25 protein-coding genes and 1 tRNA gene are annotated in these 24,240 nt (G+C 65.5%); 8 read left to right on the top strand and 18 right to left on the bottom strand.

The window, feature by feature from the left end; genetic code table 11:
* Nucleotides 1-230: 230 nt before the first annotated feature.
* The 3 genes from ACZ5TO_RS01805 to ACZ5TO_RS01795 all read right to left on the bottom strand — a co-directional run bounded on the left by ACZ5TO_RS01805 (nt 231) and on the right by ACZ5TO_RS01795 (nt 1,156).
* The gene (locus ACZ5TO_RS01805; protein ID WP_184145096.1) at nt 231-395 is read right to left on the bottom strand and encodes a DUF1328 domain-containing protein; all 165 of its coding nucleotides are present in this window, start codon (nt 393-395) and stop codon (nt 231-233) included.
* A gap of 149 nt (nt 396-544) precedes the next feature.
* Nucleotides 545-742, bottom strand: coding sequence for a CsbD family protein (locus ACZ5TO_RS01800; protein WP_184145097.1), 198 nt, complete (start codon nt 740-742; stop codon nt 545-547).
* A 78-nt stretch (nt 743-820) separates the two neighbouring features.
* A complete protein-coding gene (locus ACZ5TO_RS01795; protein ID WP_464799314.1) occupies nt 821-1,156 on the bottom strand; it encodes a hypothetical protein in 336 nt (111 codons plus the stop codon).
* A gap of 166 nt (nt 1,157-1,322) precedes the next feature.
* Here ACZ5TO_RS01795 and ACZ5TO_RS01790 point away from each other — a divergent pair, with 166 nt between their 5' ends.
* Entirely contained in the window at nt 1,323-1,478 is a 156-nt protein-coding gene (locus ACZ5TO_RS01790) for a DUF3309 family protein (RefSeq protein WP_184145099.1), read from the top strand.
* Nucleotides 1,479-1,507: 29 nt separating this feature from the next.
* Nucleotides 1,508-1,771: a YMGG-like glycine zipper-containing protein gene (locus ACZ5TO_RS01785; RefSeq protein WP_464799313.1), complete on the top strand. Its 264-nt coding sequence runs from the start codon at nt 1,508-1,510 to the stop codon at nt 1,769-1,771.
* A gap of 78 nt (nt 1,772-1,849) precedes the next feature.
* Here the strand turns inward: ACZ5TO_RS01785 and ACZ5TO_RS01780 are convergent, their stop codons facing one another.
* Entirely contained in the window at nt 1,850-2,044 is a 195-nt protein-coding gene (locus ACZ5TO_RS01780) for a NepR family anti-sigma factor (RefSeq protein WP_184145101.1), read from the bottom strand.
* Nucleotides 2,045-2,193: 149 nt separating this feature from the next.
* Between ACZ5TO_RS01780 and ACZ5TO_RS01775 the strand changes: the two genes are divergently transcribed.
* On the top strand, nt 2,194-2,994 hold the full coding sequence (locus ACZ5TO_RS01775; RefSeq protein ID WP_464799312.1) for a response regulator: 801 nt from the start codon (nt 2,194-2,196) through the stop codon (nt 2,992-2,994).
* 41 nt (nt 2,995-3,035) lie between these two features.
* Here the strand turns inward: ACZ5TO_RS01775 and ACZ5TO_RS01770 are convergent, their stop codons facing one another.
* From ACZ5TO_RS01770 to ACZ5TO_RS01745, 6 genes are all read right to left on the bottom strand, one after another.
* On the bottom strand, nt 3,036-3,866 hold the full coding sequence (locus tag ACZ5TO_RS01770; protein ID WP_184145103.1) for a dipeptide ABC transporter ATP-binding protein: 831 nt from the start codon (nt 3,864-3,866) through the stop codon (nt 3,036-3,038).
* Entirely contained in the window at nt 3,863-4,717 is an 855-nt protein-coding gene (locus ACZ5TO_RS01765) for an ABC transporter ATP-binding protein (protein ID WP_464799311.1), read from the bottom strand. Before ACZ5TO_RS01765 ends, ACZ5TO_RS01770 begins: the two co-directional genes overlap by 4 nt.
* On the bottom strand, nt 4,717-5,625 hold the full coding sequence (locus ACZ5TO_RS01760) for an ABC transporter permease subunit (RefSeq protein WP_464799310.1): 909 nt from the start codon (nt 5,623-5,625) through the stop codon (nt 4,717-4,719). The genes ACZ5TO_RS01765 and ACZ5TO_RS01760 overlap by 1 nt, the downstream gene beginning before the upstream one ends.
* An 11-nt stretch (nt 5,626-5,636) precedes the next feature.
* Nucleotides 5,637-6,641: an ABC transporter permease subunit gene (locus ACZ5TO_RS01755; protein WP_184145106.1), complete on the bottom strand. Its 1,005-nt coding sequence runs from the start codon at nt 6,639-6,641 to the stop codon at nt 5,637-5,639.
* 99 nt (nt 6,642-6,740) lie between these two features.
* Complete coding sequence (locus ACZ5TO_RS01750) at nt 6,741-8,336, bottom strand: ABC transporter substrate-binding protein (protein ID WP_184145107.1); 1,596 nt, start codon at nt 8,334-8,336, stop codon at nt 6,741-6,743.
* A 284-nt stretch (nt 8,337-8,620) separates the two neighbouring features.
* Nucleotides 8,621-8,935, bottom strand: coding sequence for a hypothetical protein (locus ACZ5TO_RS01745; RefSeq protein ID WP_464799309.1), 315 nt, complete (start codon nt 8,933-8,935; stop codon nt 8,621-8,623).
* On the opposite strand from ACZ5TO_RS01745, the gene ACZ5TO_RS01740 reads away from it, so the two are divergent.
* Together ACZ5TO_RS01740 and ACZ5TO_RS01735 are read left to right on the top strand one after the other, a co-directional pair.
* Nucleotides 8,909-9,532, top strand: coding sequence for a helix-turn-helix transcriptional regulator (locus tag ACZ5TO_RS01740; RefSeq protein ID WP_184145109.1), 624 nt, complete (start codon nt 8,909-8,911; stop codon nt 9,530-9,532). The two genes, ACZ5TO_RS01745 and ACZ5TO_RS01740, sit on opposite strands and share 27 nt — an antisense overlap.
* Nucleotides 9,533-9,665: 133 nt before the next feature.
* Nucleotides 9,666-10,073, top strand: a complete 408-nt coding sequence (locus ACZ5TO_RS01735) for a response regulator (RefSeq protein ID WP_184145110.1) — start codon at nt 9,666-9,668, stop codon at nt 10,071-10,073.
* Between the two features lie 27 nt (nt 10,074-10,100).
* Here ACZ5TO_RS01735 and rirA read toward each other — a convergent pair whose 3' ends face one another.
* Together rirA and ACZ5TO_RS01725 are read right to left on the bottom strand one after the other, a co-directional pair.
* A complete protein-coding gene (gene rirA / locus ACZ5TO_RS01730; protein WP_184145111.1) occupies nt 10,101-10,565 on the bottom strand; it encodes an iron-responsive transcriptional regulator RirA in 465 nt (154 codons plus the stop codon).
* Between the two features lie 220 nt (nt 10,566-10,785).
* Nucleotides 10,786-12,282 (bottom strand): CoA-acylating methylmalonate-semialdehyde dehydrogenase, encoded by a 1,497-nt coding sequence (locus tag ACZ5TO_RS01725; protein WP_464799308.1) that lies wholly within the window; start codon nt 12,280-12,282, stop codon nt 10,786-10,788.
* Between the two features lie 104 nt (nt 12,283-12,386).
* Here ACZ5TO_RS01725 and ACZ5TO_RS01720 point away from each other — a divergent pair, with 104 nt between their 5' ends.
* A complete protein-coding gene (locus ACZ5TO_RS01720; protein WP_184145113.1) occupies nt 12,387-13,268 on the top strand; it encodes a LysR family transcriptional regulator in 882 nt (293 codons plus the stop codon).
* Here ACZ5TO_RS01720 and ACZ5TO_RS01715 read toward each other — a convergent pair.
* From ACZ5TO_RS01715 to ACZ5TO_RS01700, 4 genes are all read right to left on the bottom strand, one after another.
* Nucleotides 13,265-14,197 carry a DMT family transporter gene (locus tag ACZ5TO_RS01715; protein ID WP_464799307.1) on the bottom strand — a complete coding sequence of 311 codons (933 nt, stop codon included), beginning with the start codon at nt 14,195-14,197 and terminating at the stop codon, nt 13,265-13,267. The two genes, ACZ5TO_RS01720 and ACZ5TO_RS01715, sit on opposite strands and share 4 nt — an antisense overlap.
* On the bottom strand, nt 14,194-14,769 hold the full coding sequence (locus tag ACZ5TO_RS01710; RefSeq protein WP_464799306.1) for a TetR/AcrR family transcriptional regulator: 576 nt from the start codon (nt 14,767-14,769) through the stop codon (nt 14,194-14,196). The genes ACZ5TO_RS01715 and ACZ5TO_RS01710 overlap by 4 nt, the downstream gene beginning before the upstream one ends.
* A gap of 115 nt (nt 14,770-14,884) precedes the next feature.
* Nucleotides 14,885-14,961: transfer RNA gene (locus ACZ5TO_RS01705), tRNA-His, on the bottom strand.
* Nucleotides 14,962-15,108: 147 nt separating this feature from the next.
* Nucleotides 15,109-15,558, bottom strand: a complete 450-nt coding sequence (locus tag ACZ5TO_RS01700; RefSeq protein ID WP_184145116.1) for a phasin — start codon at nt 15,556-15,558, stop codon at nt 15,109-15,111.
* A 255-nt stretch (nt 15,559-15,813) separates the two neighbouring features.
* Between ACZ5TO_RS01700 and ACZ5TO_RS01695 the strand changes: the two genes are divergently transcribed.
* On the top strand, nt 15,814-19,191 hold the full coding sequence (locus ACZ5TO_RS01695; protein ID WP_464799305.1) for an ATP-binding protein: 3,378 nt from the start codon (nt 15,814-15,816) through the stop codon (nt 19,189-19,191).
* Between the two features lie 257 nt (nt 19,192-19,448).
* Here ACZ5TO_RS01695 and ACZ5TO_RS01690 read toward each other — a convergent pair whose 3' ends face one another.
* The gene (locus tag ACZ5TO_RS01690; protein WP_464799304.1) at nt 19,449-21,401 is read right to left on the bottom strand and encodes an acetoacetate--CoA ligase; all 1,953 of its coding nucleotides are present in this window, start codon (nt 21,399-21,401) and stop codon (nt 19,449-19,451) included.
* Between the two features lie 179 nt (nt 21,402-21,580).
* On the opposite strand from ACZ5TO_RS01690, the gene ACZ5TO_RS01685 reads away from it, so the two are divergent.
* Entirely contained in the window at nt 21,581-23,419 is a 1,839-nt protein-coding gene (locus tag ACZ5TO_RS01685) for an AsmA family protein (protein ID WP_464799303.1), read from the top strand.
* Here ACZ5TO_RS01685 and ACZ5TO_RS01680 read toward each other — a convergent pair whose 3' ends face one another.
* Nucleotides 23,420-24,238, bottom strand: a complete 819-nt coding sequence (locus ACZ5TO_RS01680) for an ABC transporter permease (RefSeq protein ID WP_464799302.1) — start codon at nt 24,236-24,238, stop codon at nt 23,420-23,422.
* Nucleotides 24,239-24,240 lie beyond the last annotated feature (2 nt).

The following is a 24,240-nucleotide window of genomic DNA, read 5'->3' as shown; positions in this document are numbered from 1 at the left end:
GCGGCGTTATAAGCCCACCCCCAGCGATACGTCAACAGGGGGAGGAAAGAAAAATCAGAAAAAATTCCAGTTTCCGAATTGTTAAGCATAATCAACGGATTGGCGGTGCATAGACTGAATGTCGGGGATAAGGACCGGCCCGGCGCTTGACTCTTGCCCAATTCGGGAAGTCACCGACACGCAAAAGGGGCGGCATCCGCGGACGCCGCCCCTTCCGTCATATTTCGTCCTCATGCCCTGCGGAACAGGCCCGCGATCAGGGACAGGACCAGAAGGGCGAGGAAGACGAAGAACAGGATTTGCGCGATACCGGCCGACGCGCCGGCAATGCCGCCGAAGCCGAGCAGGCCGGCGACAAGGGCGATGACGAGAAACACGAGAGCGTAATACAGCATTTTCGAACTCCTTCGTTGTATCGCAGGAGAAACGGAGGCGGATTGAAAAGGTTCCGGAATTCCGCCTTCTCCCCTCCCCTTCCCCCCAAAAGAAACCGCCGCACCCTTGCGGGATGCGGCGGCGCATGGGAAGCCGGCAGGCGGAGAGCCTAGTGGCGGCGCGTCCAGTCGTCGATCTGCCGCTCGGCCTCATCCTTCGCAATGCCGTAGCGCTGCTGGATCTTGCCCGAAAGCTCGACGCGACGGCCCTGGATCACGTCGAGGTCGTCATCGGTGAGCTTGCCCCACTGGGCCTGGGCCTTGCCCTTGTATTCGTTCCACTTGCCTTCGATGATGTCCCAGTTCATGTCGCTGTCCTTTCTGTTGCGTTGAGCGGATGGCGTTGACGCGAAAGACAATCTTTCCGGCCGCGAAAAGTTCCGGGCTCAGGGAAGCCGGGCCTCTCCTTTAACGAGCTGCGCCGTCGCGACGATGACATCGCCGGAGGGCGGCGCGACGAGGCGGACATCGACGACCAGGCCGCTTTCCTTCGTCATGCGCCAACTGATCTCGACGTCCTCCTCGGTCCAGGCCGGATCGATGGCGGCGCAGCGGCCGTGCACGATCCTCGCGCCGTCGCCGGCGCTGCCGATGGCGAGCGGCAGGGCGCCGACGCAGTCTTCCATGGTCTCGTAGGCGACCTGCGGCGCGGCCAGTTCCCCGCAGGAGAGGCCGCCCTTGCTGCAGCCGACCAGAAGCATGATTGCGGCGATGTGCTCCATCTCGCTCTTCCTTCCTGTGCGTTCCTGCGGCAGGCAACGGAGCGGAGGCCGGAAGGTTCCCGGGACGGCGCGGTCACGCCGATGTCACTTTTACGGGAACAAAATCCGTTGTTGCCCGTTTTCGGCCCAACGCTGGACAGCGAACAGGACGCGAAAGGAAGCGCAGATGCTCGGTACCATTCTTCTCATCATCCTCATCCTCCTCCTGATCGGCGCCCTGCCGAACTGGGGTTACAGCCGGAGCTGGGGTTACGGCCCGTCCGGCGGGCTCGGCCTCATCGTCGTCATCCTTCTCATCCTCGTCCTCATGGGACGCATCTGACCCCGTCAACCCAACCTGGAGCAGGAACCATGAAGAATACAATCATCGCGATTTGCCTTGCCGCGTCCTCCCTGACCCTGGCCGCCTGCAGCGAGACCGAACGCGGGACCGCGATCGGGGCGGCTTCGGGCGCCATCATCGGCGGTGCGGTGACCGGACGAGCGGGCGGCGCGCTGGTGGGGGCCGCCGTCGGCGGCACCGCAGGCTATCTCATCGCCCGCTCCGACCGGCGCGGCTATTGCCTCTATCGCGACCGCCACGGCCATCGCTACGAAGCCCGTTGCCGCCGCTAACCGGCACAGGCCAGCAAAAAAGGGAAACGGGCCTTGCGGCCCGTTTCCTCATGTCCAGATGCGGGAAGTTGGATGATCCTAAGGACAACTCTTCGCTCGACGTTCAGCTTCGTCGAGCTTTTCCAGAAGATCGAGCAGGCGGTCGGGCACGGGCTCGGTCTCGATCACGTCATAAAAGGATTTCAGCTTGCGGCCGATCGCACCGTTCGGGTCGAAAGCCTTCGCGGGAGCGGCGGCACCGCCCCGTTTTTTGTCTTTGCCGGACTCGATCATGGTCTTGTTTCCATCGCCTGCCGACCGCTATCTTCCTTTTGCCCAATATTCTCAATAGCAAGTCAGACTCAGCATGCTACCAATAGGTTTCCGCATCATGAACTCTAGCGGAAACGGTTCCGATGCGGAACACATTCAGGGAGAACGAAATGTCACTTTCCACCCGTATCGCACCGCATCTCGCCTATCTGAGGCGGTTTTCCCGTGCCGTCACGGGTTCGCAGACCTCCGGTGACGCCTATGTCGCGGCGATGCTGGAAGCGCTCGTGGCCGATATCGGCCTCTTTCCGGAGGGCCGCAGCGACCGGATCGCCCTCTACCGGCTCTATTGCACGCTGTTCGACAACCTCGACGTGACGTTGCCGGACAATTCCTCGCCCTTCGGCTGGGAGCGGCAGGCCGCCGCCAACCTCGCCAACCTGCCGCCGGCCGAGCGAAAGGCCTTCCTGCTCGTCGCCGTCGAGGGCTTCGACATCGCCGAGGGCGCCGACATCATGGACGTTTCGGAAGAGCGCTTCGGCGAACTGCTCGACGAGGCCTCGCGCGACATCTCCCGGCAGGTGGCGACCGAGATCATGATCATCGAGGACGAGCCGCTGATCGCCATGGACATCGAGGACATGGTGCGGGGGCTCGGCCATACCGTGACCGGCATTGCCCGCACCCATTCCGAGGCGGTGGAGCTCTATCACCGCACCTCGCCGCGCATGGTGCTCGCCGACATCCAGCTCGCCGACGGCAGCTCGGGCATCGACGCGGTGAACGACATCCTGAAGAACAGCACGATCCCGGTGATCTTCATCACCGCCTTCCCGGAGCGGCTTCTGACCGGCGAGAAGCCTGAACCGGCCTTCCTCGTCACCAAGCCGTTCAACCCGGACATGGTGAAGGCGCTGATCAGCCAGGCGCTGTTCTTCGACGAACAGGCGCGGCTCGCCAAATCCGCCTGAATGCGAAAGGCCCGGGAAACCGGGCCTTTTCTTTTTTGCCGTCAGGCGACGCGCTTGCGCCGTTCGACGCGGGCGCGGATGGCGTCGATGTCGACGCGGGGCGTCGCGGCGAAGAGAGTCTTCGTGTAGCTGTGCTGCGGATCGTCGAAGACCTGGTCGCGGCTGCCGTACTCCACCGCCTCGCCGAAATACATCACCATCACGTCGTCCGCGATGTGGCGCACGACCGAGAGGTCGTGGCTGATGAAGACGTAGGTGAGACGGAACTCGTCCTGCAGGTCGGCGAGGAGGTTCAGCACCTGCGCCTGCACCGAAAGGTCGAGCGCGGAGACCGGCTCGTCGAGCACCAGGAGGCGCGGATTGAGCATCAGCGCGCGGGCGATCGCCACGCGCTGGCGCTGGCCGCCGGAGAACATGTGCGGGTAGCGCCCGTAATGCTTCTCCTCCAGGCCCACCTTCTTCAGCATGGCCATGGCGCGATCGCGCCGCTCGCCCGCCGGCACCTTCGTGTTGATGACCAGCGGTTCCGTCAGGATGTCGCCGATCTTCTTGCGCGGGTTCAGCGAACCGTAGGGGTTCTGGAAGACGATCTGCACCTTGCTGCGCATCTCGGAGGTCAGCGGCTCGCTGGCGATGTCGACCTTGCGGCCGTCGATCAGCATCTCGCCCTCGGTGATCGGGTCGATCATCGTGACCATGCGGGCAAGGGTGGACTTGCCGCAGCCGCTTTCGCCGACGATCGCGAGCGTCTTGCCCTCCTCGACCGTAAAGCTCACGCCCTTGACGGCGTGAACGGTCTTGGCCGGCTTCATCAGGCTGCCGGGAATGTGGTAGTCGCGCTTGAGGTTCTTGGCTTCGAGCACTGGGGTCATCGCACGGCTCCCGCGAAAATCTCGGCGTCGGTCAGCTTTTCCGTGATCGTCGGCAGGCGGCCGCCCGTGGCGTTCTCCGGCAGGGCCGAAAGAAGGGCCTTGGTGTAGACGCTTTTCGGGGCCGAGAAGAGCGAGAGCACGTCGGCCTGCTCGATCTGCCGCCCCTTGTACTGCACGATGACGCGGTCGGCGGTTTCGGCGACGACGCCCATGTCGTGGGTGATGATGATGAGGCCCATGCCGTGCTCGGCCTGCAGCTTCATCAGAAGGTCGAGGATCTGCTTCTGGATCGTCACGTCGAGCGCGGTGGTCGGCTCGTCGGCGATCAGGAGCTTCGGATTGCAGGCAAGGGCCGTTGCGATCATCACGCGCTGGCACTGGCCGCCCGACATCTGGTGCGGATAGTGGCCGAGGCGCTCTTCCGGGCTCGGGATGCCGACGGACTGGAAGAGTTCGATCGCCCGGTCGCGGCGCGCCTTGCGGGAAAGATCCGTGTGGATGCGCAGCACCTCCTCGATCTGGTAGCCCACCGTGAAGCACGGATTGAGGCTGGCGATCGGCTCCTGGAAGATCATGGCGATCTCCCGGCCGATGATCTTGCGGCGCTCGGCGTCCGACATCGACTGCATGTCGCGGCCGTTGAAGGTCAGCACGTCCGCCGTCACCTTCGCCGTCCAGGGCAGGAGCCCCATGGCGGCGAGCATGGAGACGGACTTGCCCGAGCCGGATTCGCCGACGATGGCGAGCACTTCGCCTTCGTCGACCTTGAGGGAGACACCGTCCACCGCCCGGAAGGGGCCGGAGGCCGTCTGGAATTCGACGGTGAGGTTTTTGATTTCGAGAAGCGACATCACGACCTCTTCAGCTTGGGATCGAGGGCGTCGCGCAGGCCGTCACCCATGAGGTTGATGGCAAGCACGGTGATGAGGATGGCAAGGCCGGGGAAGGTGACAACCCACCAGGCGCGCTGGATGAATTCGCGCGCTTCGGCGAGCATCGTGCCCCATTCCGGCGTCGGCGGCTGGGCGCCCATGCCGAGGAAGCCGAGCGCCGCCGCATCGAGGATCGCCGAGGAGAAGGCGAGCGTCGCCTGCACGATGAGCGGGGCGAGGCAGTTCGGCAGGATCGTCAGGAACATGAGGCGGAGCGTGCCGGCGCCGGCGACCTTGGAGCCGACGACATAATCCTTCGATTTCTCCGCCATCACCGCCGCGCGCGTCAGGCGCACGAAATGCGGCTGGTTGACGAGCGAGATGGCGATCATGGCATTCAGGAGGCCCGGCCCCAGAACCGCCACCAGCACGAGGGCAAGCAGCAGCGAGGGGAACGCCAGGATGATGTCCATGATGCGCATGATGAAGGTATCGACCTTGCCGCGGAAATAGCCGGCGACGAGACCGATCAGCACGCCAGAGACCACCGACAGCGTCACGACGACGAGACCGATGAAGAGCGAGAAGCGCGCGCCGTAGATGAGGCGCGAGAGGATATCGCGGCCGACCGCATCGGTGCCGAGGATGTGGCCCCAGGTGCCGCCCTCCTGGAAGAGCGGCGGCAGGAGCAGCAGTTCGCGGTTCTGGACGCTCGGATTGTGCGGCGCGACGAAGGGCGCGAAGACCGCGACGACCAGGATCACCAGGAAGATGAAGAGGCCGATGACGGCGCCCTTGTTGCGCGAGAAGTAGAACCAGAATTCCGGGAGGCCCGAGGGCGGCGTTCCGCCCGTCTTGGCCTCGGTGGTGTTGGAAACAGCACTCATGGAATTGCCTCCTAGTGCCGGATGCGCGGGTTGACCCAGCCGTAAAGCAGGTCGACCACGAGATTGACGATCATGATGACGGCGGCGATCAGCATCAGCCCGCCCTGCACCACGGCATAGTCGCGCTTGAAGACGCTGTCGACCATCCACTTGCCGATGCCCGGCCAGGAGAAGATCGTCTCCGTGAGGATCGCGCCCGCCAGGAGAACGCCGACCTGCAGACCGATCGTGGTGATGACGGGGATCATCGCGTTGCGCAGCGCATGGATGCCGATGACGCGGAAGGGCGAGAGGCCCTTGGCGCGGGCGGTGCGCACGAAGTCCTCGCCGAGCACTTCGAGCATGGCCGAGCGGGTCTGGCGGGCGATGACCGCGAGCGGGATCGTCGCGAGCACGACCGTCGGCAGGATCAGGTAGGTCAGCGCCGACTTGAACGCCCCCGCCTGCCCCGACAGAAGGCTGTCGATCAGCATGAAGCCGGTGACCTGCGGGAAGAAGTACATCAGCGAGATGCGTCCCGAGACCGGCGTCCAGCCGAGATAGCCGGAGAAGAAGATGATGAGCAGCAGCCCCCACCAGAAGATCGGCATCGAATAGCCGACGAGCGCGACGCCCATGATCGACTGGTCGAGCCAGGTCCCCCGTTTCACCGCCGCGAGCACGCCCGCCGGGATGCCGAGGGCGACGGCGATGATGATGGCGCAGAGCGACAGTTCCAGCGTTGCCGGGAAGAGATTGATGAAATCGTCGAGAACCGGACGCTTGGTGACGATCGACGAGCCGAAGTCGCCCGAGAGCAGGCCCGTGAGATAGTCGAAATACTGGGCGTACATGGGCCGGTCGAGGCCGAGCTGGTGCATGAGCTCGGTATGCCGTTCCGGCGACATGACGCGTTCGCCCGACATCAGCATGACAGGGTCGCCCGGCAGCAGTCGAATGAAGGAGAACGCGATGAGCGATACCCCGAGGAACGTGGGTATCAGGACGGCGAGCCGTCCGAAGATGAAGCGCAACATGGGAGCCAATCCCTTCTTTTTTGAAAAACCGGCGGCCCGAATGTCTTCGGACCGCCGGCCATTGCACGCTCTTTGCGGCGTGCCTTTCTTCTGCCGATCTTACTCGGCGATGTCTACACCGTCAAAGCGGTGAATGCCCAGCGGGTCCATCTTGAAGCCCGAGACCTTCTTGCTCATCGGCACGACGACCAGCGAATGGTCGAGGGTGTTCCAGGGCGCTTCGCGCTTGAAGATGACCTGGGCTTCCTCGTAGAGCTTCGTGCGCTCTGCGACGTCGGCGGTTTCCTTCGCCTTCGTCATCAGGTCGTCGAACTCCTTGTTGCACCACTGGGCGCGGTTGTTGCCGCCGACGGCATCGCAGCCGAGCAGCGTGTCGAGGAAGTTGTCCGGGTCGCCGTTGTCGCCCGTCCAGCCGAGGATGGCCGCGCCGTCACGGTCCTTGGCGGAGGAGAGCTTCAGGTACTCGGCCCATTCGTAGGAGACGATCTCGGCGGTGACGCCGATCTTGGCAAGGTCCGCCTGCATCAGTTCCGCCGCGCGGCGGGCGTTCAGCATGTACGGACGGGCGACGGGCATCGCCCAGATCTTCATCTTGAGATCCTTGACGCCGGCCTCTTCGAGCATCTTCTTGGCCGCTTCCGGATCGTACTTGTCGTCTTCGACGGCGTTGTTGTACGACCACATGGTCGGCGGGATCGGGTTCTTGGCGACGGTCGCCGCACCCTGGAAGACGGCATCGACGATGGCCTGCTTGTTGACGGCCATGTTGAGGGCCTTGCGGACCTCGACCTTGTCGAACGGCGGAACCAGCGTGTTGTAGGCGAGGTAGGCGACGTTCAGGCCTTCCTGCTCGAGAACCTGCAGGTTCGGGTCGGTCTTGAGCTCGGCGACGTCGGCGGCGTTCGGATAGGCCATGATGTGGCACTCGCCGGCCTTCAGCTTCTGCGCGCGCACGGCGGCATCCGTCGTGATGGCGAAGACGAGGTCGTCGATCGGCTGCTTGCCGTTCCAGTAGTCGGGGTTGGCCTTGTAGCGGATCGCCGCATCCGTCTGGTAGGCGACGAAGGTGAAGGGACCCGTGCCGAGCGGCTGCTGGTTCAGCAGCTCCATCTTGCCGTCAGCCTGCAGCTTGTCGGCATATTCCTTGGACATGATGGAGGCGAAGTCCATGCCGAGGTTGGCGAGGAATGGTGCTTCCGGGCGCTTCAGCACGAACTTGACCGTCAGGTCGTCGACCTTCTCGATATGGTCGATGAGATCGGGGAAGCCCATGCCGGCAAAATATTCCCAGGAGGCGCCGGCCACGTACTTGTTCCACGGATTGTCCGTCTTGTACTGGCGCTCGAAGGAGAAGATGACGTCGTCGGCGTTCAGCTCGCGGGTCGGGGTGAAGTAGTCCGTCGTCTGGAACTTCACGCCCTTGCGCAGCTTGAAGGTGTATTCCTTGCCGTCAGCCGATACTTCCCAGCTCTCGGCCAGGCCCGGTTCCAGTTCCGTGCTGCCGTGCTTGAACTCGACGAGGCGGTTGTAGGCGGTGCGCGAAGTAGCATCGAAGGTCTGGCCGCCCGTGTAGAGGCCGGGGTCGAAGCCTTCCGGCGAGGCTTCCGAGCAATAGACCAGCGTCTTCGACCAGGCAGCAGTCGCCATCAGCGAGGCAAGCGCCGTCGCTGCGAGGAGAGTAGTCAGCTTTTTCATATTGAGCTTCCCAGGTTTGCTTTTTTGTTCTCTTGTGCGGGCTCGGGTGCGTTTCCAGCCCCGACCGTGCGCGGATGGAACGACATTTGCCGCAGGATTGCAATAAGTCCGCGGACAAATTTGTCCAAATGGAAAACCTCGCAGAATATTCTTCTCCACAGCATTGGAAGACGGCCGCGAATCAGGCCCGCCGCCCCCGTCAATCCCCACCAGGACGGATGGCGGGGCCGCCGCGGCCGTGCCATATGGGCACAACGAGGCGAAAGGGGCTGCCCTTTGCCGTTTCATTCCGTGGCGGCGGAGCGAGACGACAAGGCGAAGGGCGCCCCGGCTTCGTTTTTCCCCTTTCTTATCAGATAGTTGAGTTGCGGACGGCAAGAAAATGCCGTGCGTGTGCGAAATTGTCCGGTAAAACCCTTTGCTGCCGGAGATTGCGGCGCTAGATTGATCGCGTGGAACCCGGGGGTGGAGGCCACGTGCCCGTACTGGACAGACACTTCAGGCGATACGATTTCGAAGGCGATCTGGAGAAAGCTCTCAATCGCGTCGATTTCTTTCGCATCTTTCATACGATGGCCCTGCGCTACGGCTTCGAGCATTTCGGCGTGCTCCAGCTCGCCAACGAGCACGAGACCAGCCTTCTCGCCAGCCGCCTGCTGCTGCACGACCTGCCCGCGGGGCTGGCCGAGACCTACGACAAGCGCTACCGCTTCAATGATTCCGCCTTCTTCAAGAGCTTCTACAAATCGACGATCCCGACCGTCTGGCGCGCCTCGGACCGCCCGGAAAACGGGCTGCGCGAGGGTTCGGACTTCCTCGACCAGATCGGCTTCGACATGGCGCTGTCCATTCCGGTGCATTCGGTCGCCGGCACGCGCTATGTCGTGCTCTTCCTCGGCGACGGCGAGGATATCGAGCGCGACGCGCATTTCGAGATCTGCTACGAGGCCAATTGCGCCTTCGACTACTATTACCGCCAGGTGCTCGCCAACAAGGCCGGCATGGGCCTCACCCCGCGCGAGACGGAGATCCTGCGCTGGATCTCCTACGGCAAGACGGCGAGCGAGATCGCGCTCATCGTCTCGGTTTCCGAGCATACGGTGAACTCGCACACCGCGACGATCCTGAAGAAGCTCGACGTCGTGAACCGCACGCAGATGGTCGCCAAGGCGATCCGCGAGCAGATCATCCAGTAGCGTCCCGAAACAGGTCAGCAATGTTACGGATAACAGGAGTGAGGGACTTGTTAATATTCGCCGCCTGAACGACAGTAGCCGCGGTTTTCCGGGGCCTGCCGCCCTTTTGACGCAACCAGGTTCATCTACCGCCATGACTGCACAAGTGCATATCCTGCTCGTCGACGACGACCCTGCGGAGAACGTCATCCTCAGCGCGCTGATGCGCAAGGTGGCGAGCTACGCGATCAGCCTGCACTATGTCGAGACGGTGGATGGCGCGCTCGACTTCATCCGCGCGGCGGGCGTTCCCCTCGACATGATCCTGATGGACAACCGGCTCCAGCCGCAGGCGGATTTCCGCGAGACCGTGCCGGAGCTGCGCCGGGCCGGCTATATCGGCCCGGTGGGCGTTATCTCGTCGTCGATCAGCGATGCCTATTTCCAGAAGATCGACGACTACGGCGTCGACTTCCGCATCGACAAGGCCGAGCTGGACCCGACGGCCATCGAATTCATCCTGCAGGAATATGTGAAGCGCGACGCCGGCGCCGGGATCTGATCGCCCGTCCGCGACCGCCGGGCGGCGTCAGGCCGCCGGCTGGCGGGCGGCCTGCGCGTGGTCGAGGCCGAGCAGCATGCCGATCTGCGGGCGCGCCTTGACGAGGTCGTCGATCGTGTACTGCTGGAGCACTTCGAAGAAGGCGTTCAGCGCCTTGCGCAGCGCGGCGTTGAGGCCGCAGCTATCGACGAGCGGGCATTCGATCTCGCCGGCCTCGAAGCATTCGGCCATGGCGAAGGAATCCTCCGTCACGCGCACCACGTCGAACAGCGTGATCTCGGTGGCGGACCTGGGCAGGCGGACCCCGCCGTTGCGGCCGCGCACGGTCTCGATGATGCCGGCGCGCGTGAGCGGCTGGAGGATCTTGAACAGGAACAGCTCGGAAACGCCGTAGGCACGTGCGATTTCGGGAATGCGGCTGAGCTTGTCGCCGTTCGCTGCGCAGTACATCAACATGCGCACGGCATAGTTCGTTTGCTTCGTCAGACGCATGGGAAACTCCGAATCCGGCCTTTGATGCACCACATATAGGACAGAAGCACGTTTAGAACAATTCCAAAAAGCGGAAAAACACATTCATGTTTATATGGGCGCATCATTGCCCGTCCGAGCCCGGTTTGCCGGCGTCGTTCCGGCGATGGAGGATGCCCGAAATCGCGCAATGCAAAAGGGCTCCCGGTCGGGAGCCCTTTCGGCAGTCGGATCGCGAGGATCACTTCATCGTCGGCATGGAGAACTCGGCGCCGTCCTTGATGCCCGACGGCCAGCGGCTGGTGATCGTCTTGGTGTGTGTCCAGAACTTGATCGAGTCCGAGCCGTACTGGTTGAGGTCGCCGAAGGCGGAGGACTTCCAGCCGCCGAAGGAGTGGTAGGCGAGCGGAACCGGGATCGGAACGTTGACGCCGACCATGCCGATGTTGATGCGGCTGGCGAAGTCGCGGGCGGCATCGCCGTCGCGGGTGTAGATGGCGACGCCGTTGCCGTATTCGTGTTTCATCGGCAGGTCGAGGGCTTCCTCGTAGTTCTTGGCGCGCACGACCGACAGGACCGGGCCGAAGATCTCGGTCTTGTAGATTTCCATGTCCGGCGTGACGTTGTCGAAGAGGCAGCCGCCGACGAAATAGCCGTCCTCGTAGCCCTGCAGCTTGAAGCCGCGGCCGTCGACGACGAGCTTGGCGCCTTCCTCCACGCCCCTGTCGATGAGGCCGAGGACGCGGGCCTTGGCTTCCTTGGTGACGAGCGGGCCCATGTCGGCCTTCTCGTCGGTATAGGGGCCGATGCGCAGGCTCTCGATCATCGGCGTCAGCTTCTCGACGAGGCGGTTGGCGGTTTCCTCGCCGACCGGGACGGCGACGGAGATCGCCATGCAGCGCTCGCCGGCCGAGCCGTAGCCGGCGCCCATCAGGGCGTTCGCGGCCTGGTCGAGATCGGCATCGGGCATGATGACCATGTGGTTCTTCGCGCCGCCGAAGCACTGGGCGCGCTTGCCGTTGGAGGCGGCTGCGCCATAGACGTAGCGGGCGATCGGCGTGGAGCCGACGAAGGAGACGGCCGCGATGTCCGGATGGGTGAGGATCGCGTCGACCGCGCCCTTGTCGCCGTTGACGACATTGAGGATGCCGGCGGGCAGGCCCGCTTCCATCATCAGTTCGGCAAGGCGGATCGGCAGGGACGGATCGCGCTCGGAGGGCTTCAGGATGAAGGCGTTGCCGCAGGCGATGGCCGGGGCGAACATCCACATCGGGATCATGCCCGGGAAGTTGAACGGCGTGATGCCGGCGCCGATGCCGAGCGGCTGGCGGATCGAATACATGTCGATGCCCGGGCCGGCGCCCTCGGTGAACTCGCCCTTGGAAAGATGCGGGATGCCGATGACGAATTCGCACACTTCCAGGCCGCGGATGACGTCGCCCTTGGAATCTTCCACCGTCTTGCCGTGCTCCCTGGAGATCAGGACGGCCAGCTCTTCCATGTTCTGGTTGAGGAGCTCGACGAACTTCATGAAGACGCGGGCGCGGCGCTGCGGGTTGGTGGCGGCCCATTTCGGCTGCGCGGCCTTGGCGGCGTCGACGGCGGCCTGGAGCTCGGCGGGGCTCGCCAGCGCGACCTTCGCCTGAACCTCGCCCGTCGCGGGGTTGTAGACGTCCGCGGTGCGGCCGCTCGTGCCGGCAACCGGCTTGCCGTTGATGAAGTGTCCGATCTCACGCATGGGGAGTCCTCCTTTGTTGTGGGCGGATCATCGCACTACAATTTGCACAACTCAATCGCCTCGTCTAAGGAACCGTTGTGCAGAAATTATAGCCGGAGGCGCCCATGAACTGGGATGACGTGCGCATGTTCCTCGCCGTTGCCCGCACGGGGCAGCTGCTCGCCGCCTCCCGCCGGCTCGGCGTCAACCACGCGACCCTCAGCCGCCGCGTCAGCGCGCTGGAGGCGGCGCTGAAGACGCGCCTTCTCATCCGCCGCACGAACGGCTGCGACCTCACCGCGGAAGGCGAGGCCTTCCTCGCCGCGGCCGAGCGCATGGAGACGGAGATGCTGGCGGCGCAGGCGCGCATCGGCCGCATCGACGCGGCGGTCGCCGGCACCGTGCGGGTCGGCGCGCCGGACGGTTTCGGCGTCTCCTTCCTCGCGCCCCGCCTCGGCCGGCTGACGGCGCGCCATCCCGAGCTGAAGATCCAGCTCGTGCCGGTGCCGCGTTCCTTCTCGCTCTCGCAGCGCGAGGCGGATATCGCCATCACGCTGGAGCGGCCCGAGCAGGGCCGCCTCGTCTCCTCCAAGCTCACGGACTACACGCTCGGCCTCTACGCCTCGCGCGGCTACCTTGCTGAGAACGGCACGCCGGAAACCGTGGAGGACCTCAAGGCGCACCGGCGGATCGGCTATGTGGAGGACCTGATCTTCACCGCCTCGCTCAACTTCACCGGAGAGATCATGCGAAGCTGGGATGCCGGCTTCGAGATTTCCAGCGCGACGGGCCAGACGGAGGCCGTGCGCTCCGGCGCGGGCATCGGCATCCTGCACGACTATATCGCCCGGCAATATGGCGAGCTCGTCCGCCTGCTGCCGGCCACCTCCATCCGCCGCGCCTACTGGACGACCTGGCACGAGAGCGCGCGCGACCTCGTGCGCGTGCGCACCGTCGCCGAATTCGTGCAGGAACTCGTGCAGCAGGAGCACGGCATCTTTCTCTAGGCGGCATGCACCGGCATGCGCGCCCTTGCCACGATGACGATGCCGGCAAGCGAGACGAGAAGGCCCATCGCCATCGCCCAGGACAGCGGCTCGCCGAACATCAGCCAGGCCCAGATCATCGTCACCGGCGGGCTGAGATAAAGCACCGCCGTCACCCGCGCCGGCGAGGACTTGCGCAGCGCGAGGTAATAGAGGCTCCAGGCGCCGAAGGTGGCGACGAAGACCAGCCAGAGGATGCCGCCGGCAAAGCGCGCCTCCATGACCGGCAGCACGCCGCCCTCGTGCCAGGCAAGGCCCGCGAAGATTGCGGACGCCGAAAGGCACTGGATGCAGAGGCTCTGGTAGACCGGCATGGCGTTCACGGCGCTGCGCTTCTGCAGGAGGGTCGCAAGCGCCAGCGAGAGCGTGCCGAGGACGGGAAGCCCGTAGGCCCAGAGCGGCACGTCCGCGACCTTCAGCGACCAGCCGGAGGCGATGAACACGCCGGCAAGCCCGATGAAGGAGCCGATCCACTGGCGCCCCGTCAGCGCCTGCCCGAGGATCGGCCAGGAGAGCAGCGCGACGGCGAGCGGCAGCATGTCGGTGATGAGCGCGGTAAGGCCGGTCGGCACGCCCATGCCGATGGCGAGCGCGAAGCCGGAAAGATAGCCGGCCATGGCAAGCGCCCCGAGCAGCATCTGGAAGGCGACGTCCACTATACGCAGGCGCGGCCCCATCGCCAGCGCGAAGGGCAGCAGGACGAGCCCCGAGACGAGGCTGCGCCAGAGGAGGATCAGGAAGATCGGCGCATGGTCACTGGCAAAGCGCACGCCGATGAAACCGGCGCTCCAGCACACCACCAGCGCGGCCTCGACGAGGACGATAAGGACAAGGCCCCGCAAACGGCCGGATAGACGGGGCGGCGGCGAAGCAAGACCGGCGGCGCTCACAGGCTGTCCACGATGGAAACGGCGATCCTGCGCGCCGCCTTCAGCCGGCCGTCGTGCCCGTCGAGGCCGGCCCGCGCCATCGCGCCTTCCAGCACGAAGGAAAGATGCTCGGCCGTCTCCTCGATCCTTGCTCCGGCGCCCGGCTTCATCTCGCGCAGGTAGCCCCGGAAAAGCTCTTCCACCTCTTCCTTCTGGAAGGCCACGGTCGCCCTGCCGGCATCGCCGACGGGCAGTTCCGCCGCGGCGTTGAGAAGGCCGCAGCCGCGAAAGCCCCAGCCATAGGCGAGTTCCGCATGGTCGACATAGGAATCGAAGACGGCGAGCAGCTTGTCGCGCGGCGTTTCGGCCTTCGCCAGCCGCATCTCGAAAAGCCCGTGCCATTCCTCCAGCCGCGCATCGAGATAGGCTTTCACGAGGTCCGCCTTGGAAGCGAAATTGTTGTAGAGGCTCATCTTGGCGACGCCCGCATGGGCGGTGATCGTATCGATCCCCGTCGCCCCCACCCCGTCACGGTAGAACAGTTCCGCCGCCGCCTTCAGCAGCCGCTCGCGCACCGGCACCCGCTCGCCCATTCCGCCCTCCAGATATTATGTAGACCGATCTACCTAATTTGTCGGCGCTGTCAAGGCGCACAGGCGCAACGGGTCCAGGCGCTGAATGGTATAGAGAGAATGGATGGGAGAAGAATGGTACGGTTGGTGGGAATCGAACCTACGACCTCAGGTGCCACAAACCTGCGCTCTAACCAACTGAGCTACAACCGCACAAGGCGCGCATCCGGCGCGCTTGGTGCGTCACATACGGGCAGCCGCACCTTTTATCAAGCCTTTTTTGCGAGGCTTCAAACGAAAATGGCCGGGCGATCGGCCCGGCCATTGTCTCATGCGGCCCTTGCCGGCGCGATGCGCGGCTCAGACGGTCTTGAAGGACTTCATGGCCTTTTCGGCAGCGGACTTGCCGGGGGCGGAGACCTTCTCGGCGACCTTCTTGGAGGTTTCCTGGAGGCCCTTGGCCTGCTCGACGACGACTTCGGCCTGCTTGCGCAGGAAGGCGGTCTGCAGCTCGAAGAGTTCGGCAACGGACTTCACGCCGAGCAGGGCTTCCATGTGCGAAAGCGAGTTCTCGGCATTGGTGCGAAGGGCTTCGATGGCCTTGAGGCCGAGTTCGACGGAGCCGGCCTGCGCGCTTTCGAGCGTCGCTTCAACGGTCTTCGTGGCGTCTTCGGCGGCTTCCTTCATCTTGGCATAGGCTTCCTTGGTCTGCGCGGCGCCCTTTTCGGCGAAGTCGCGGAAGCTCTCGGAGAACTTGGCCGGGTCGATGGATGCGATGGAAAATACGTCGTCGGTCTTCTTGGTAGCCATGTCATGCGCTCCTTTGTTTGGCCCTCTCAGAGGCGCCGGGTTCGGGGATGGCGTCTATATAGGCTCTTTTCTTTCGCATTGCAACAATTTTGTGCGCTGCACAATAATCCTCTCGGGAACCGATGATGCCGTTAACCCTTTCGCCTGAAAGCCCGGGGCTTTGCGGCCCCGCCGCTGGACCCCTCCCCCGGGGGCCGCTATTAATAAAGCGTTAATCGAAGACCGGGACGCCGGAAGCCAGATACAGGCCTGAACATGTCCGCAAAGCAGTATCCCTTTATCGACGTCGCCGTCCACGAGCGGGTGCGCCTGCCCTTCGCAAGGGGCGACGCCGTCGTGCTGTTTTCAAGGGACATGGCGCGCGTGCTCTGGTCGAACGGGCGCGGCGCGGCGCTCTTCGGCGAAGAGAACATCTACGACTTCCTCGATGCCGGCCCGGACCGCACCGACGTCGCCTTCCGCCAGCTTGCCGCCACCGCCGGCCAGGTACGGACGCCCGGCGAGCGGCGGGCCTTCGTCATGCGCATCGGCAACGGCTTCCGCAGCGTGCCGGTGAACGCCGCCGTCGAGGCGGTGACCCTTCGTCCCGGCGAGGACGCGATCCTCTTCAGCGCGCCCGTCGCAGGCGGCGGGGCGGAGGAAGCGGCCGCTGCCATGCTCGCCGGCTTCGACGATCCCGACACGCACATGGCCGTGCTCGACGGCGAGGGCGCCGTCGTGGCCGCCTCGGAGGGTTTCGCGGCGCTTGCCATCAGCCCGGAGACGCGCCGCGCCCTGGCGGAGGCGGCCGGCCGCAGCGCCGAGCGCCTCGTCAAGCGCCCCATCGCCACCGGCCTCGGCCACCTGCCCGCCGCCATCGGCCGCATTTCCGACGATCCGGCGCTGCACCTGCTCTTCGCCGTCGAAACCATTCTCGGCCATCTCGATCCCGACGAGGACGAGGTGCACGCCGAGCCCGAGCCTGTCGTCCCGGCGGAGGCATCGCCGGAAGAAGCGGCCGAGCCGGCTTCCGCCTCCGAGGTCGCCGCCCACGGCGACGAGACGGCGCGCGCCTACGCGCTTGCCGAGGAGGACGAACTGGAGGCCGCAGAGTTCTCCGCCGCAGAAACGGAAGATGTGCCGGACGCGGTCGACGCGGCTCCCGTCTCCGTCGATAAGAGTGTCTCCGAAGACCACAGCCCTGCCGACGAGGCGGACGAAACAGCAGGCCGCTTCACCTTCAATCCGCAGGGCCGGCCGATCCGCTTCGTCTGGAAGATCGACGCCGAAGGCCGCTTCAGCGAGGTTTCCGACGAGTTTTCCGCTGCCGTCGGCCCGCATGCCGCGGCCATTGCCGGCGAGCGTTTCACCGACGTCGCCGCCCGCTTCGACCTCGATCCCGAAGGCAAGATCGGCGACCTGCTGCGCCGGCGCGACACCTGGTCAGGCAAGACGATCCTCTGGCCGGTGGAAGGCACGCGCCTCGTCGTGCCGGTCGACCTCGCCGCCCTGCCGACCTATTCGCGCAACCGCGAATTCGACGGCTTCCGCGGCTTCGGCATCGTGCGCATCGCCGATGCGACCGAGGACGCCCATGCCCGCGGCCTGACGCTCGGTGCGGCCGAGGCCGAGGACGCAGCCCCGGCGGAAGAAGCAGCCACAGAAGAGGAAACGCCGGTCGTGGACGATGCGGCCGGCGACGCCCCGGCGATGGAAACGCAAGAGCAGCCCGCAACGCCGCCCGCCGACGAAGAGGATGCCTTCCGCGGCGAGCGCCCTGCCCTTCGCCTCGTCGAGAACCCGAGCCGCCGGCAGTCGGACAAGGTCGTGCAGCTCGAAACGCGGCGCAACCGCGGCGGCCTCTTCGACGGCCTTTCCACCGGCGAGCAGGCAGCCTTCCGCGAGATCGCCCGCCAGCTCGGCGAGACCTTCGGCAAGCGCAAGCCGGAAGACCGTCCGCCGGGCGACCCGATGGGCGCTGCCGGAGAGACGGAAGAGAAGGCCCCTGAAGAACACGGCGCCACCGAGGAGCCGGCGGAGGAAATGCCCGGCCTCGAAGTCGGCCCCCATGCCGACGACATGCTGGCCGAAGATCACGGCGGCGACCGCGCGGCCATCGCGCCGCCGCGCCGGCAGATGGACTACGGCCTCACGGCCGCCGTCGTCGACGCGCTGCCCGTCGCGCTGCTCGTCCATGTCGGCGACCGGCTGATCCACGCCAATCCGGAATTCTTTCGCCTGACCGGCTACGGCAGCATCGGGGACCTCGAAGCCTCCGGCGGGCTCGACATCCTGCTGGCCGGCCCCGACGAGGACACGGAAGACGGCAGCGGCACGATGAACCTGCGCCATGCGGACGGGGAGATGACGAGCGCGGTGCGCGCCCGCCTCCAGTCGATCCGCTGGGAAGACGGCACGGCCCTCCTCCTGGCGCTGACGCCGGCGCATGAAAAGCCGGTGCTCTCGCTGGTCGAGACCGCGCCCGCCCCGGCGGATGCAGACGAGCGCACGGGCGAGCAGGCGGCCATCTCGGCGCTGCGCATCGAGGTCAGCGAGCTGCGCTCGATCCTGGAGACGGCGACGGACGGCGTCGTGGTGGTGGGCCAGGACGGCGACATTCGCTCGATGAACCGCTCGGCGAGCGCCCTCTTCAACTACGACGAGGACGAGACGCGCGGCCGGCCCTTCGCCATGCTCTTCGCCCATGAGAGCCAGAAGGCTGTGCTCGATTATCTCGCGGGTCTCTCCGGCCACGGCGTTGCGAGCGTCCTCAACGACGGGCGCGAGGTGATCGGCCGGGAAGCGGCCGGCGGCTTCATCCCCCTCTTCATGACGATGGGGCGCCTCTCTTCGTCTTCCGGCTACTGCGCCGTCATCCGCGACATCACGCAGTGGAAACGCACCGAGGAGGAGCTGCGCAACGCCAAGCGCGCCGCCGAGACGGCGAACGCCCACAAGAGCGATTTCCTCGCCCGCGTCAGCCACGAGATCCGCACGCCCCTCAACGCCATCATCGGCTTTTCCGACATGATGGCGACGGAGCGCTTCGGGCCGATCGGCCATCCGCGCTATATCGAATATGCCAACGATATCGGCCGCTCCGGCCGGCACGTCCTCGACATCGTCAACGACCTCCTCGACATTTCCAAGATCGAGGCGGGCGAGATGGAGCTGGAATTCACCGCGGTCGGGCTCAACGAGACGATCTCGGAGGCCGTATCGCTGGTGCAGCCGCAGGCGAACGCCCAGCGGGTCATCATCCGCACCTCGCTGTCTGCCAATGTGCCGCAGATCGTCGCCGACCTGCGCTCGATCAAGCAGATCGCGCTCAACATCCTGTCGAACGCCATCCGCTTCACGCCGGCCGGCGGGCAGATCGTCGTGTCCACCGCCTACGAGGCGAACGGCAGCGTGGTGCTGCGCATCCGCGACACCGGTGTCGGCATGACGCGCAGCGAGCTGGAACAGGCGATGAAGCCTTTCCGGCAGGTGACGACGGGCGCGCGCAAGCGCGGCGACGGTACCGGCCTCGGCCTGCCGCTGACCAAGGCGATGGTCGATGCCAACCGGGCGAGCTTCGCCATCAGCTCCACACCCAACGAGGGCACGCTGGTGGAGGTGGTCTTCCCCTCCCCGCGGGTGCTGGCGGACTGAGGCGGCAGGATCGCGGACAAAAAAGAGGGCGGCATGCGCCGCCCCGATAGTTTGAATGCTGTCCAACAAAAGCGTGGGTGAACGGCTTCATGCCATCGGGGCCGGGAGGACCGGAACGCCCATCATCGGGCGCGCTCAAGTTGGCACGACCTTGCGCCGTCCCGGCTTAACGAATCCTTACCTGGCCCGTTCCGGCACAGCGCCCGCGTTCACAACTTCGCAAACTTGGTTAACGCGGCGTGGCCATCCGTTAACGTTCACGTCCTCAGGACGGCGAGATCGGCAAAGAGCGCCAGCGCCTCGGGATTGGCGAGCGCTTCCTTGTTCTTCACCGGCCGGCCGTGCACGACCTCGCGCACCGCAAGCTCGACGATCTTGCCGGACTTGGTGCGCGGAATGTCGGCGACCGCGACGATCTTCGCCGGCACATGGCGCGGCGAGGCGCCGGTGCGGATCTTCGTCCTGATCTTCTTTTCCAGCGCCTCGTCCAGCGTGACGCCGGGGGCAAGGCGCACGAAGAGCACGACGCGCACGTCGTCGTCGAAGTCCTGGCCGATGCAGAGGGCCTCGGCGACCTCTTCCATCTGCTCGACCTGGTTGTAGATCTCCGCCGTGCCGATGCGCACGCCGCCGGGATTGAGCGTGGCGTCGGAGCGGCCGTGGATGACGATGCCGCCATGGCTCGTCCACTCGGCGAAATCGCCGTGGCACCAGACATTGTCGAAGCGCTCGAAATAGGCGCCGCGATACTTGGCGCCGTCCGGATCGTTCCAGAACATGACCGGCATCGAAGGGAAGGCCTTGGTGCAGACGAGCTCGCCCTTTTCGCCGCGCACCGGCCGGCCGTCCTCGTCCCACACGTCCATGGCAAGGCCGAGGCCGGGGCCCTGGATCTCGCCGCGCCAGACGGGTTTCAGCGGAATGCCGAGCACGAAGCAGGAGACGATGTCCGTGCCGCCGGAGATCGAGGCGAGCTGCACGTCCGGCTTGATGCCCTCGTAGACGAAGGAGAAGCCTTCCGGCGAGAGCGGCGAGCCGGTGGAGGTGAGGAGCCGCAGGCTGGAAAGATCGTGCGTCGTACGCGGCGTGAAACCGCCCTTGCGCACGGCGTCGATATATTTGGCGGAAGTGCCGAAGACGGCGAACTTCTCCGCCTCCGCATAATCGAACAGCACGTTGCCGTCCGGATGGAAGGGCGAGCCGTCGAAGAGGCAGAGCGTCGCGCCCACGGCAAGGCCGGAGACCAGCCAGTTCCACATCATCCAGCCGCAGGTGGTGAAGTAGAAGAGACGGTCGCCTTCGGTGAGGCTGCAATGCAGGTTGTGTTCCTTGAGGTGCTGCAGCAGCGTGCCGCCCGCCGAATGCACGATGCATTTCGGCACCCCCGTCGTGCCGGAGGAAAAGAGGATATAGAGCGGGTGGCGGAAGGGGAGCTGCGCGAAGGTCAGCGGCCTGGCGTCATAGGGCGCCGTCAGCGCTTCCAGCGTGCGCCCGTCCGGCAGGGCGGCGGCAAGCGCTTCGGCATCGCCCGCATAGTGCACGACGAGGACCGGCACGCCGAGCTTGCCGGCAACGGCCTTCACCTTGGCCGAGACGTCCTGGAGCTTGCCGGCATACCAGTAGGCGTCGCAGGCGATGAAGAGCTTCGGCTCGATCTGGCCGAAACGGTCGAGCACGCCCTGCTCGCCGAAATCGGGCGAACAGGAGGACCAGATGGCGCCGAGCGAGGCGGCGGCGAGCATCAGGGCGATGGTCTCCGGCATGTTCGGCATCATGGCCGCCACACGGTCGCCCTCGCCGATGCCCATGGCGGCAAAGGCCTGCTGGAGTTTCGAGACGCGCGCGCGCAGATCGTCCCAGGACCAGCGGTAGGAGACCTTGTCCTCGCCGCGGAAGACGATGGCATCGCCGGGGCCGGCCTTCTTCAGGAGGTTTTCCGCGAAGTTCAGCCGACCCTCGGGGAAGAACCGCGCCTCCAGCATGCGCTCGCCGTTTTCGAGCGCGATGCCGCCCTTCTCGCCCACGGCGCCGCACTCGTCCCAGACGGCGGTCCAGAACGCGGCCCGGTCTTCCACCGACCAGGCGTGCAGGTCGTCATAGGTCCTGAAATCGCGCCCGGCCTTCGCGCCGGCGGCCTTCATGAAGAGCGCCATCGGGCTCTTTGCCAGGATGTCTGCCGAAGGTTCCCACAAGGGCATTTCTGACGTCATGCTGTCCTCCACTCCATGGCCTGATATAGCATGTTGCGCCGCGGTATAAAGCGCCGAACGCCGGATCGCGCCGTCGCCGCGCGCAATTCCGCCACGGCGGCATTTGATTTCTTTCGCCCGAGCGCCTATCCCCGTTCGACCTGAGACATGAATGCGCCCGGCAGAGGAACTGCGCCTGAATGAGCCTTTCCCGTTTCCTACGATCGAAGCGCCTGTGGCGGACGGCCCTTGCCGTGCTTCTCGTTGTCGCCGGCCTGCGCATCGCCTTTCCCTTCCTCGTGCAGACGGAGGCCGTGCAGCGCGGCATCGAGCAGGCGCTGGAGGACTGGACGGGCGCGAACGTACATGTCGGCGAGCCAGCGGAATTCTCCTTCTGGCCCTATCCGCGCGTGACGCTCGGCCGCGTCAGCTTCGTGACCGAAGAGGGCGAGGAGCTGGCGAAGGTCGAGGCCGTTTCGGCGGACTTCGATCTCCTCGGTGCCGTGCGCGGCCAGCCGGCCTTCAGCGATTTCGAGCTGGCGCGGCCGGTGGTGCATATCGGCTGGAAGGCGGACGGCACCCTCAACTGGCGCCACAGCGGCTGGCTGATCGAGGCGATCGACGCCACCGCCAAGACGGCCGAGGGTCAGCCCGCCGTCGCCCTGCCCGACCAGCGCATCGGCACGATCGACCTGCGCGACGGGATCGTCGACATCACGCGCGCAGACGGCAGCCGGCACCGCGTCACCGACATCGACGGCAGCATCACATGGCCGACCCTCGGCCGGCGGCTCGCACTTTCGCTTTCCGGCGTTGTCAACGGCGAGCTGACGCGCGTGACCTTCGCCTGCGACAAACCCCTCCTCCTGCTTGCCGGGCGGAACGCGGACGTGCATGCCGGCCTCACCGCCGATCCCGCGACGATGAATTTCGAGGGGGTCGCCAATCTTTCCGACAACGCCTTCGTTTCCGGCGCGCTGCAGCTTGCGACGCCCTCGCTCGCCCGGCTCCTCGTCTGGCAGGGCAAGGATATTCCCGCGGTCGGCACTGTGGGGCAGGTCGCGCTGGAAGCGAAGGTCGCGACGTCGGGCTATTCCGCCAAGCTGGAGGACGTCCAGCTCACGCTCGACAATGCGCAGGCGACCGGCGTCCTCGACATCGCCATGCCGCCGGAGGGCGTGCCGCAGCTCGGCGGAACGCTCGCCTTCGACCGGATCGACCTGCGCGCCTTCCTGACGGCCTTCTCGCCGCTTCCCGGCACCGATCCGAACGCGCCGACGATCGATACGGCCTTCATCCACCAGTTCGGCATGGATCTCCGGCTTTCCGCCAAGACGGCCGACTTTTCGCCCTTCTCTCTCCAGGACCTTGCCGCCGGCATGCGCATCGAGAAGGGCCGCGCCTCCTTCGACATCGGCGACAGCACCTTTCTTGAGGGGCGCATGACGGGGCGCATCACGCTGGCCGAGCAGGGTTTCCGCGGCGGCGGCCAGTTGCAGATGTCGCTCGGCAATGTGGATATCGGCGCTATCGTCAGCACACTCGGCCTGCCCGGGCCGCTTCCCACCGGCATCGGCTCGGCGGATTTCGAGCTTTCCACCGACCGGCCGCTCTGGGCGACGACGGCCTCCGACATGTCGGGCCGCTTCCAGCTCCATATGGGCCAGGGCACGCTCACCCATTTCAACCGCAAGGCCTTCGAGGAGCGGGCAGCGAAGAACACATTCTTCAATATCTCCGAGGCCGCCGACGGCTCCTTCGACTTCACGCGGGCGGAGGTGGACGCGCGGCTGAACCGCGGGCTTGCCGAACTGGTCAAGGCGGAAATCGAAGGAAGCGGCAGGCTGCTCGCCCTTTCGGGCATGATCCCTTATCGCACGGGCAGCGTGGCGCTGGCCGGCCGCCTTGCCGAACGGACGGCGGACGGGACGACGCCCGCCAATCCTCCCATCAGCTTCTTCGTCGGCGGCTCCTGGCCGGACCCGGTGATCTCGCCGATCTCCATCCTCACCGGCGAGGACCCCCGCCGGCAGGATTGATCATCGTCCGGCGAACGCCGCCTGTTCGTCGCGCTGGCGCTGGAGCTCGCGCCGCTTCGTCATGACCGAGGCGATGACGACGCCGATGGCGACGAGGCCGATGAGGATAGTGCAGGCCGCGTTGATCTCCGGCGTCACGCCGAGGCGCACCTGGCTGTAGATCTTCATCGGCAGCGTGGTGGCGCCGGGGCCGGAGGTGAAGCTGGCGATCACAAGGTCGTCGAGCGAGAGCGTCAGCGCCAGCATCCAGCCGGAAAGCACGGCCGGCGCGATGACCGGCAGCGTCACCTCGAAGAAGGTCCTCACCGGCGTCGCCCCGAGATCCAGCGCGGCCTCCTCGATGGAGCGGTCGAAGGAGAGCAGGCGCGACTGCACCACCACCGTCACGAAGCACATCGAGAAGGTGATATGCGCCAGCGTCACCGTCCAGAAGCCGCGGTCGAAGCCGATGGCGACGAAGAGCAGGAGCAGCGAGAGGCCGGTGATGACCTCCGGCATGACGAGCGGCGCATAGACCATGCCGGAAAAGAGCAGCCGGCCGCGGAAACGCGTGTAGCGCGTCAGCGCGAGCGCCGCCATCGTGCCGAGGACGGTGGCGATGCTCGCGGCGAGCAACCCCACGCGGACCGTCACCCAGGCGGCATCCATCAGGCCCTGGTTATGGAAGAGCGAGACGTACCATTTGAACGAGAAGCCCGCCCAGACCGTGACGAGCTTGGACTCGTTGAAGGAGAAGATCACCAGAAGGACGATCGGCAGGTAGAGGAAGGTGAAGCCGAGGACGACCGAGACGATGTTGAAACGCGACCAGCTGTTCATCG

It is taken from the genome of Shinella sp. Sh6 (genome assembly GCF_055392685.1).
The sequence above is the reverse complement of the archived record's forward strand: the minus strand, read 5'-3'. Positions and strand labels throughout refer to the sequence as shown.

Excerpts from the sequence above, each read along its gene's own strand:
- ACZ5TO_RS01805 (WP_184145096.1), bottom strand. The coding sequence starts at position 395 with ATGCTGTATTACGCTCTCGTGTTTCTCGTCATCGCCCTTGTCGCCGGC.
- ACZ5TO_RS01800 (WP_184145097.1), bottom strand. The coding sequence starts at position 742 with ATGAACTGGGACATCATCGAAGGCAAGTGGAACGAATACAAGGGCAAG.
- ACZ5TO_RS01795 (WP_464799314.1), bottom strand. The coding sequence starts at position 1,156 with ATGGAGCACATCGCCGCAATCATGCTTCTGGTCGGCTGCAGCAAGGGC.
- ACZ5TO_RS01790 (WP_184145099.1), top strand. The coding sequence starts at position 1,323 with ATGCTCGGTACCATTCTTCTCATCATCCTCATCCTCCTCCTGATCGGC.
- ACZ5TO_RS01785 (WP_464799313.1), top strand. The coding sequence starts at position 1,508 with ATGAAGAATACAATCATCGCGATTTGCCTTGCCGCGTCCTCCCTGACC.
- ACZ5TO_RS01780 (WP_184145101.1), bottom strand. The coding sequence starts at position 2,044 with ATGATCGAGTCCGGCAAAGACAAAAAACGGGGCGGTGCCGCCGCTCCC.
- ACZ5TO_RS01775 (WP_464799312.1), top strand. The coding sequence starts at position 2,194 with ATGTCACTTTCCACCCGTATCGCACCGCATCTCGCCTATCTGAGGCGG.
- ACZ5TO_RS01770 (WP_184145103.1), bottom strand. The coding sequence starts at position 3,866 with ATGACCCCAGTGCTCGAAGCCAAGAACCTCAAGCGCGACTACCACATT.
- ACZ5TO_RS01765 (WP_464799311.1), bottom strand. The coding sequence starts at position 4,717 with ATGTCGCTTCTCGAAATCAAAAACCTCACCGTCGAATTCCAGACGGCC.
- ACZ5TO_RS01760 (WP_464799310.1), bottom strand. The coding sequence starts at position 5,625 with ATGAGTGCTGTTTCCAACACCACCGAGGCCAAGACGGGCGGAACGCCG.
- ACZ5TO_RS01755 (WP_184145106.1), bottom strand. The coding sequence starts at position 6,641 with ATGTTGCGCTTCATCTTCGGACGGCTCGCCGTCCTGATACCCACGTTC.
- ACZ5TO_RS01750 (WP_184145107.1), bottom strand. The coding sequence starts at position 8,336 with ATGAAAAAGCTGACTACTCTCCTCGCAGCGACGGCGCTTGCCTCGCTG.
- ACZ5TO_RS01740 (WP_184145109.1), top strand. The coding sequence starts at position 8,909 with ATGGCCCTGCGCTACGGCTTCGAGCATTTCGGCGTGCTCCAGCTCGCC.
- ACZ5TO_RS01745 (WP_464799309.1), bottom strand. The coding sequence starts at position 8,935 with ATGCTCGAAGCCGTAGCGCAGGGCCATCGTATGAAAGATGCGAAAGAA.
- ACZ5TO_RS01735 (WP_184145110.1), top strand. The coding sequence starts at position 9,666 with ATGACTGCACAAGTGCATATCCTGCTCGTCGACGACGACCCTGCGGAG.
- rirA (WP_184145111.1), bottom strand. The coding sequence starts at position 10,565 with ATGCGTCTGACGAAGCAAACGAACTATGCCGTGCGCATGTTGATGTAC.
- ACZ5TO_RS01725 (WP_464799308.1), bottom strand. The coding sequence starts at position 12,282 with ATGCGTGAGATCGGACACTTCATCAACGGCAAGCCGGTTGCCGGCACG.
- ACZ5TO_RS01720 (WP_184145113.1), top strand. The coding sequence starts at position 12,387 with ATGAACTGGGATGACGTGCGCATGTTCCTCGCCGTTGCCCGCACGGGG.
- ACZ5TO_RS01710 (WP_464799306.1), bottom strand. The coding sequence starts at position 14,769 with ATGGGCGAGCGGGTGCCGGTGCGCGAGCGGCTGCTGAAGGCGGCGGCG.
- ACZ5TO_RS01700 (WP_184145116.1), bottom strand. The coding sequence starts at position 15,558 with ATGGCTACCAAGAAGACCGACGACGTATTTTCCATCGCATCCATCGAC.
- ACZ5TO_RS01695 (WP_464799305.1), top strand. The coding sequence starts at position 15,814 with ATGTCCGCAAAGCAGTATCCCTTTATCGACGTCGCCGTCCACGAGCGG.
- ACZ5TO_RS01690 (WP_464799304.1), bottom strand. The coding sequence starts at position 21,401 with ATGACGTCAGAAATGCCCTTGTGGGAACCTTCGGCAGACATCCTGGCA.
- ACZ5TO_RS01685 (WP_464799303.1), top strand. The coding sequence starts at position 21,581 with ATGAGCCTTTCCCGTTTCCTACGATCGAAGCGCCTGTGGCGGACGGCC.
- ACZ5TO_RS01680 (WP_464799302.1), bottom strand. The coding sequence starts at position 24,238 with ATGAACAGCTGGTCGCGTTTCAACATCGTCTCGGTCGTCCTCGGCTTC.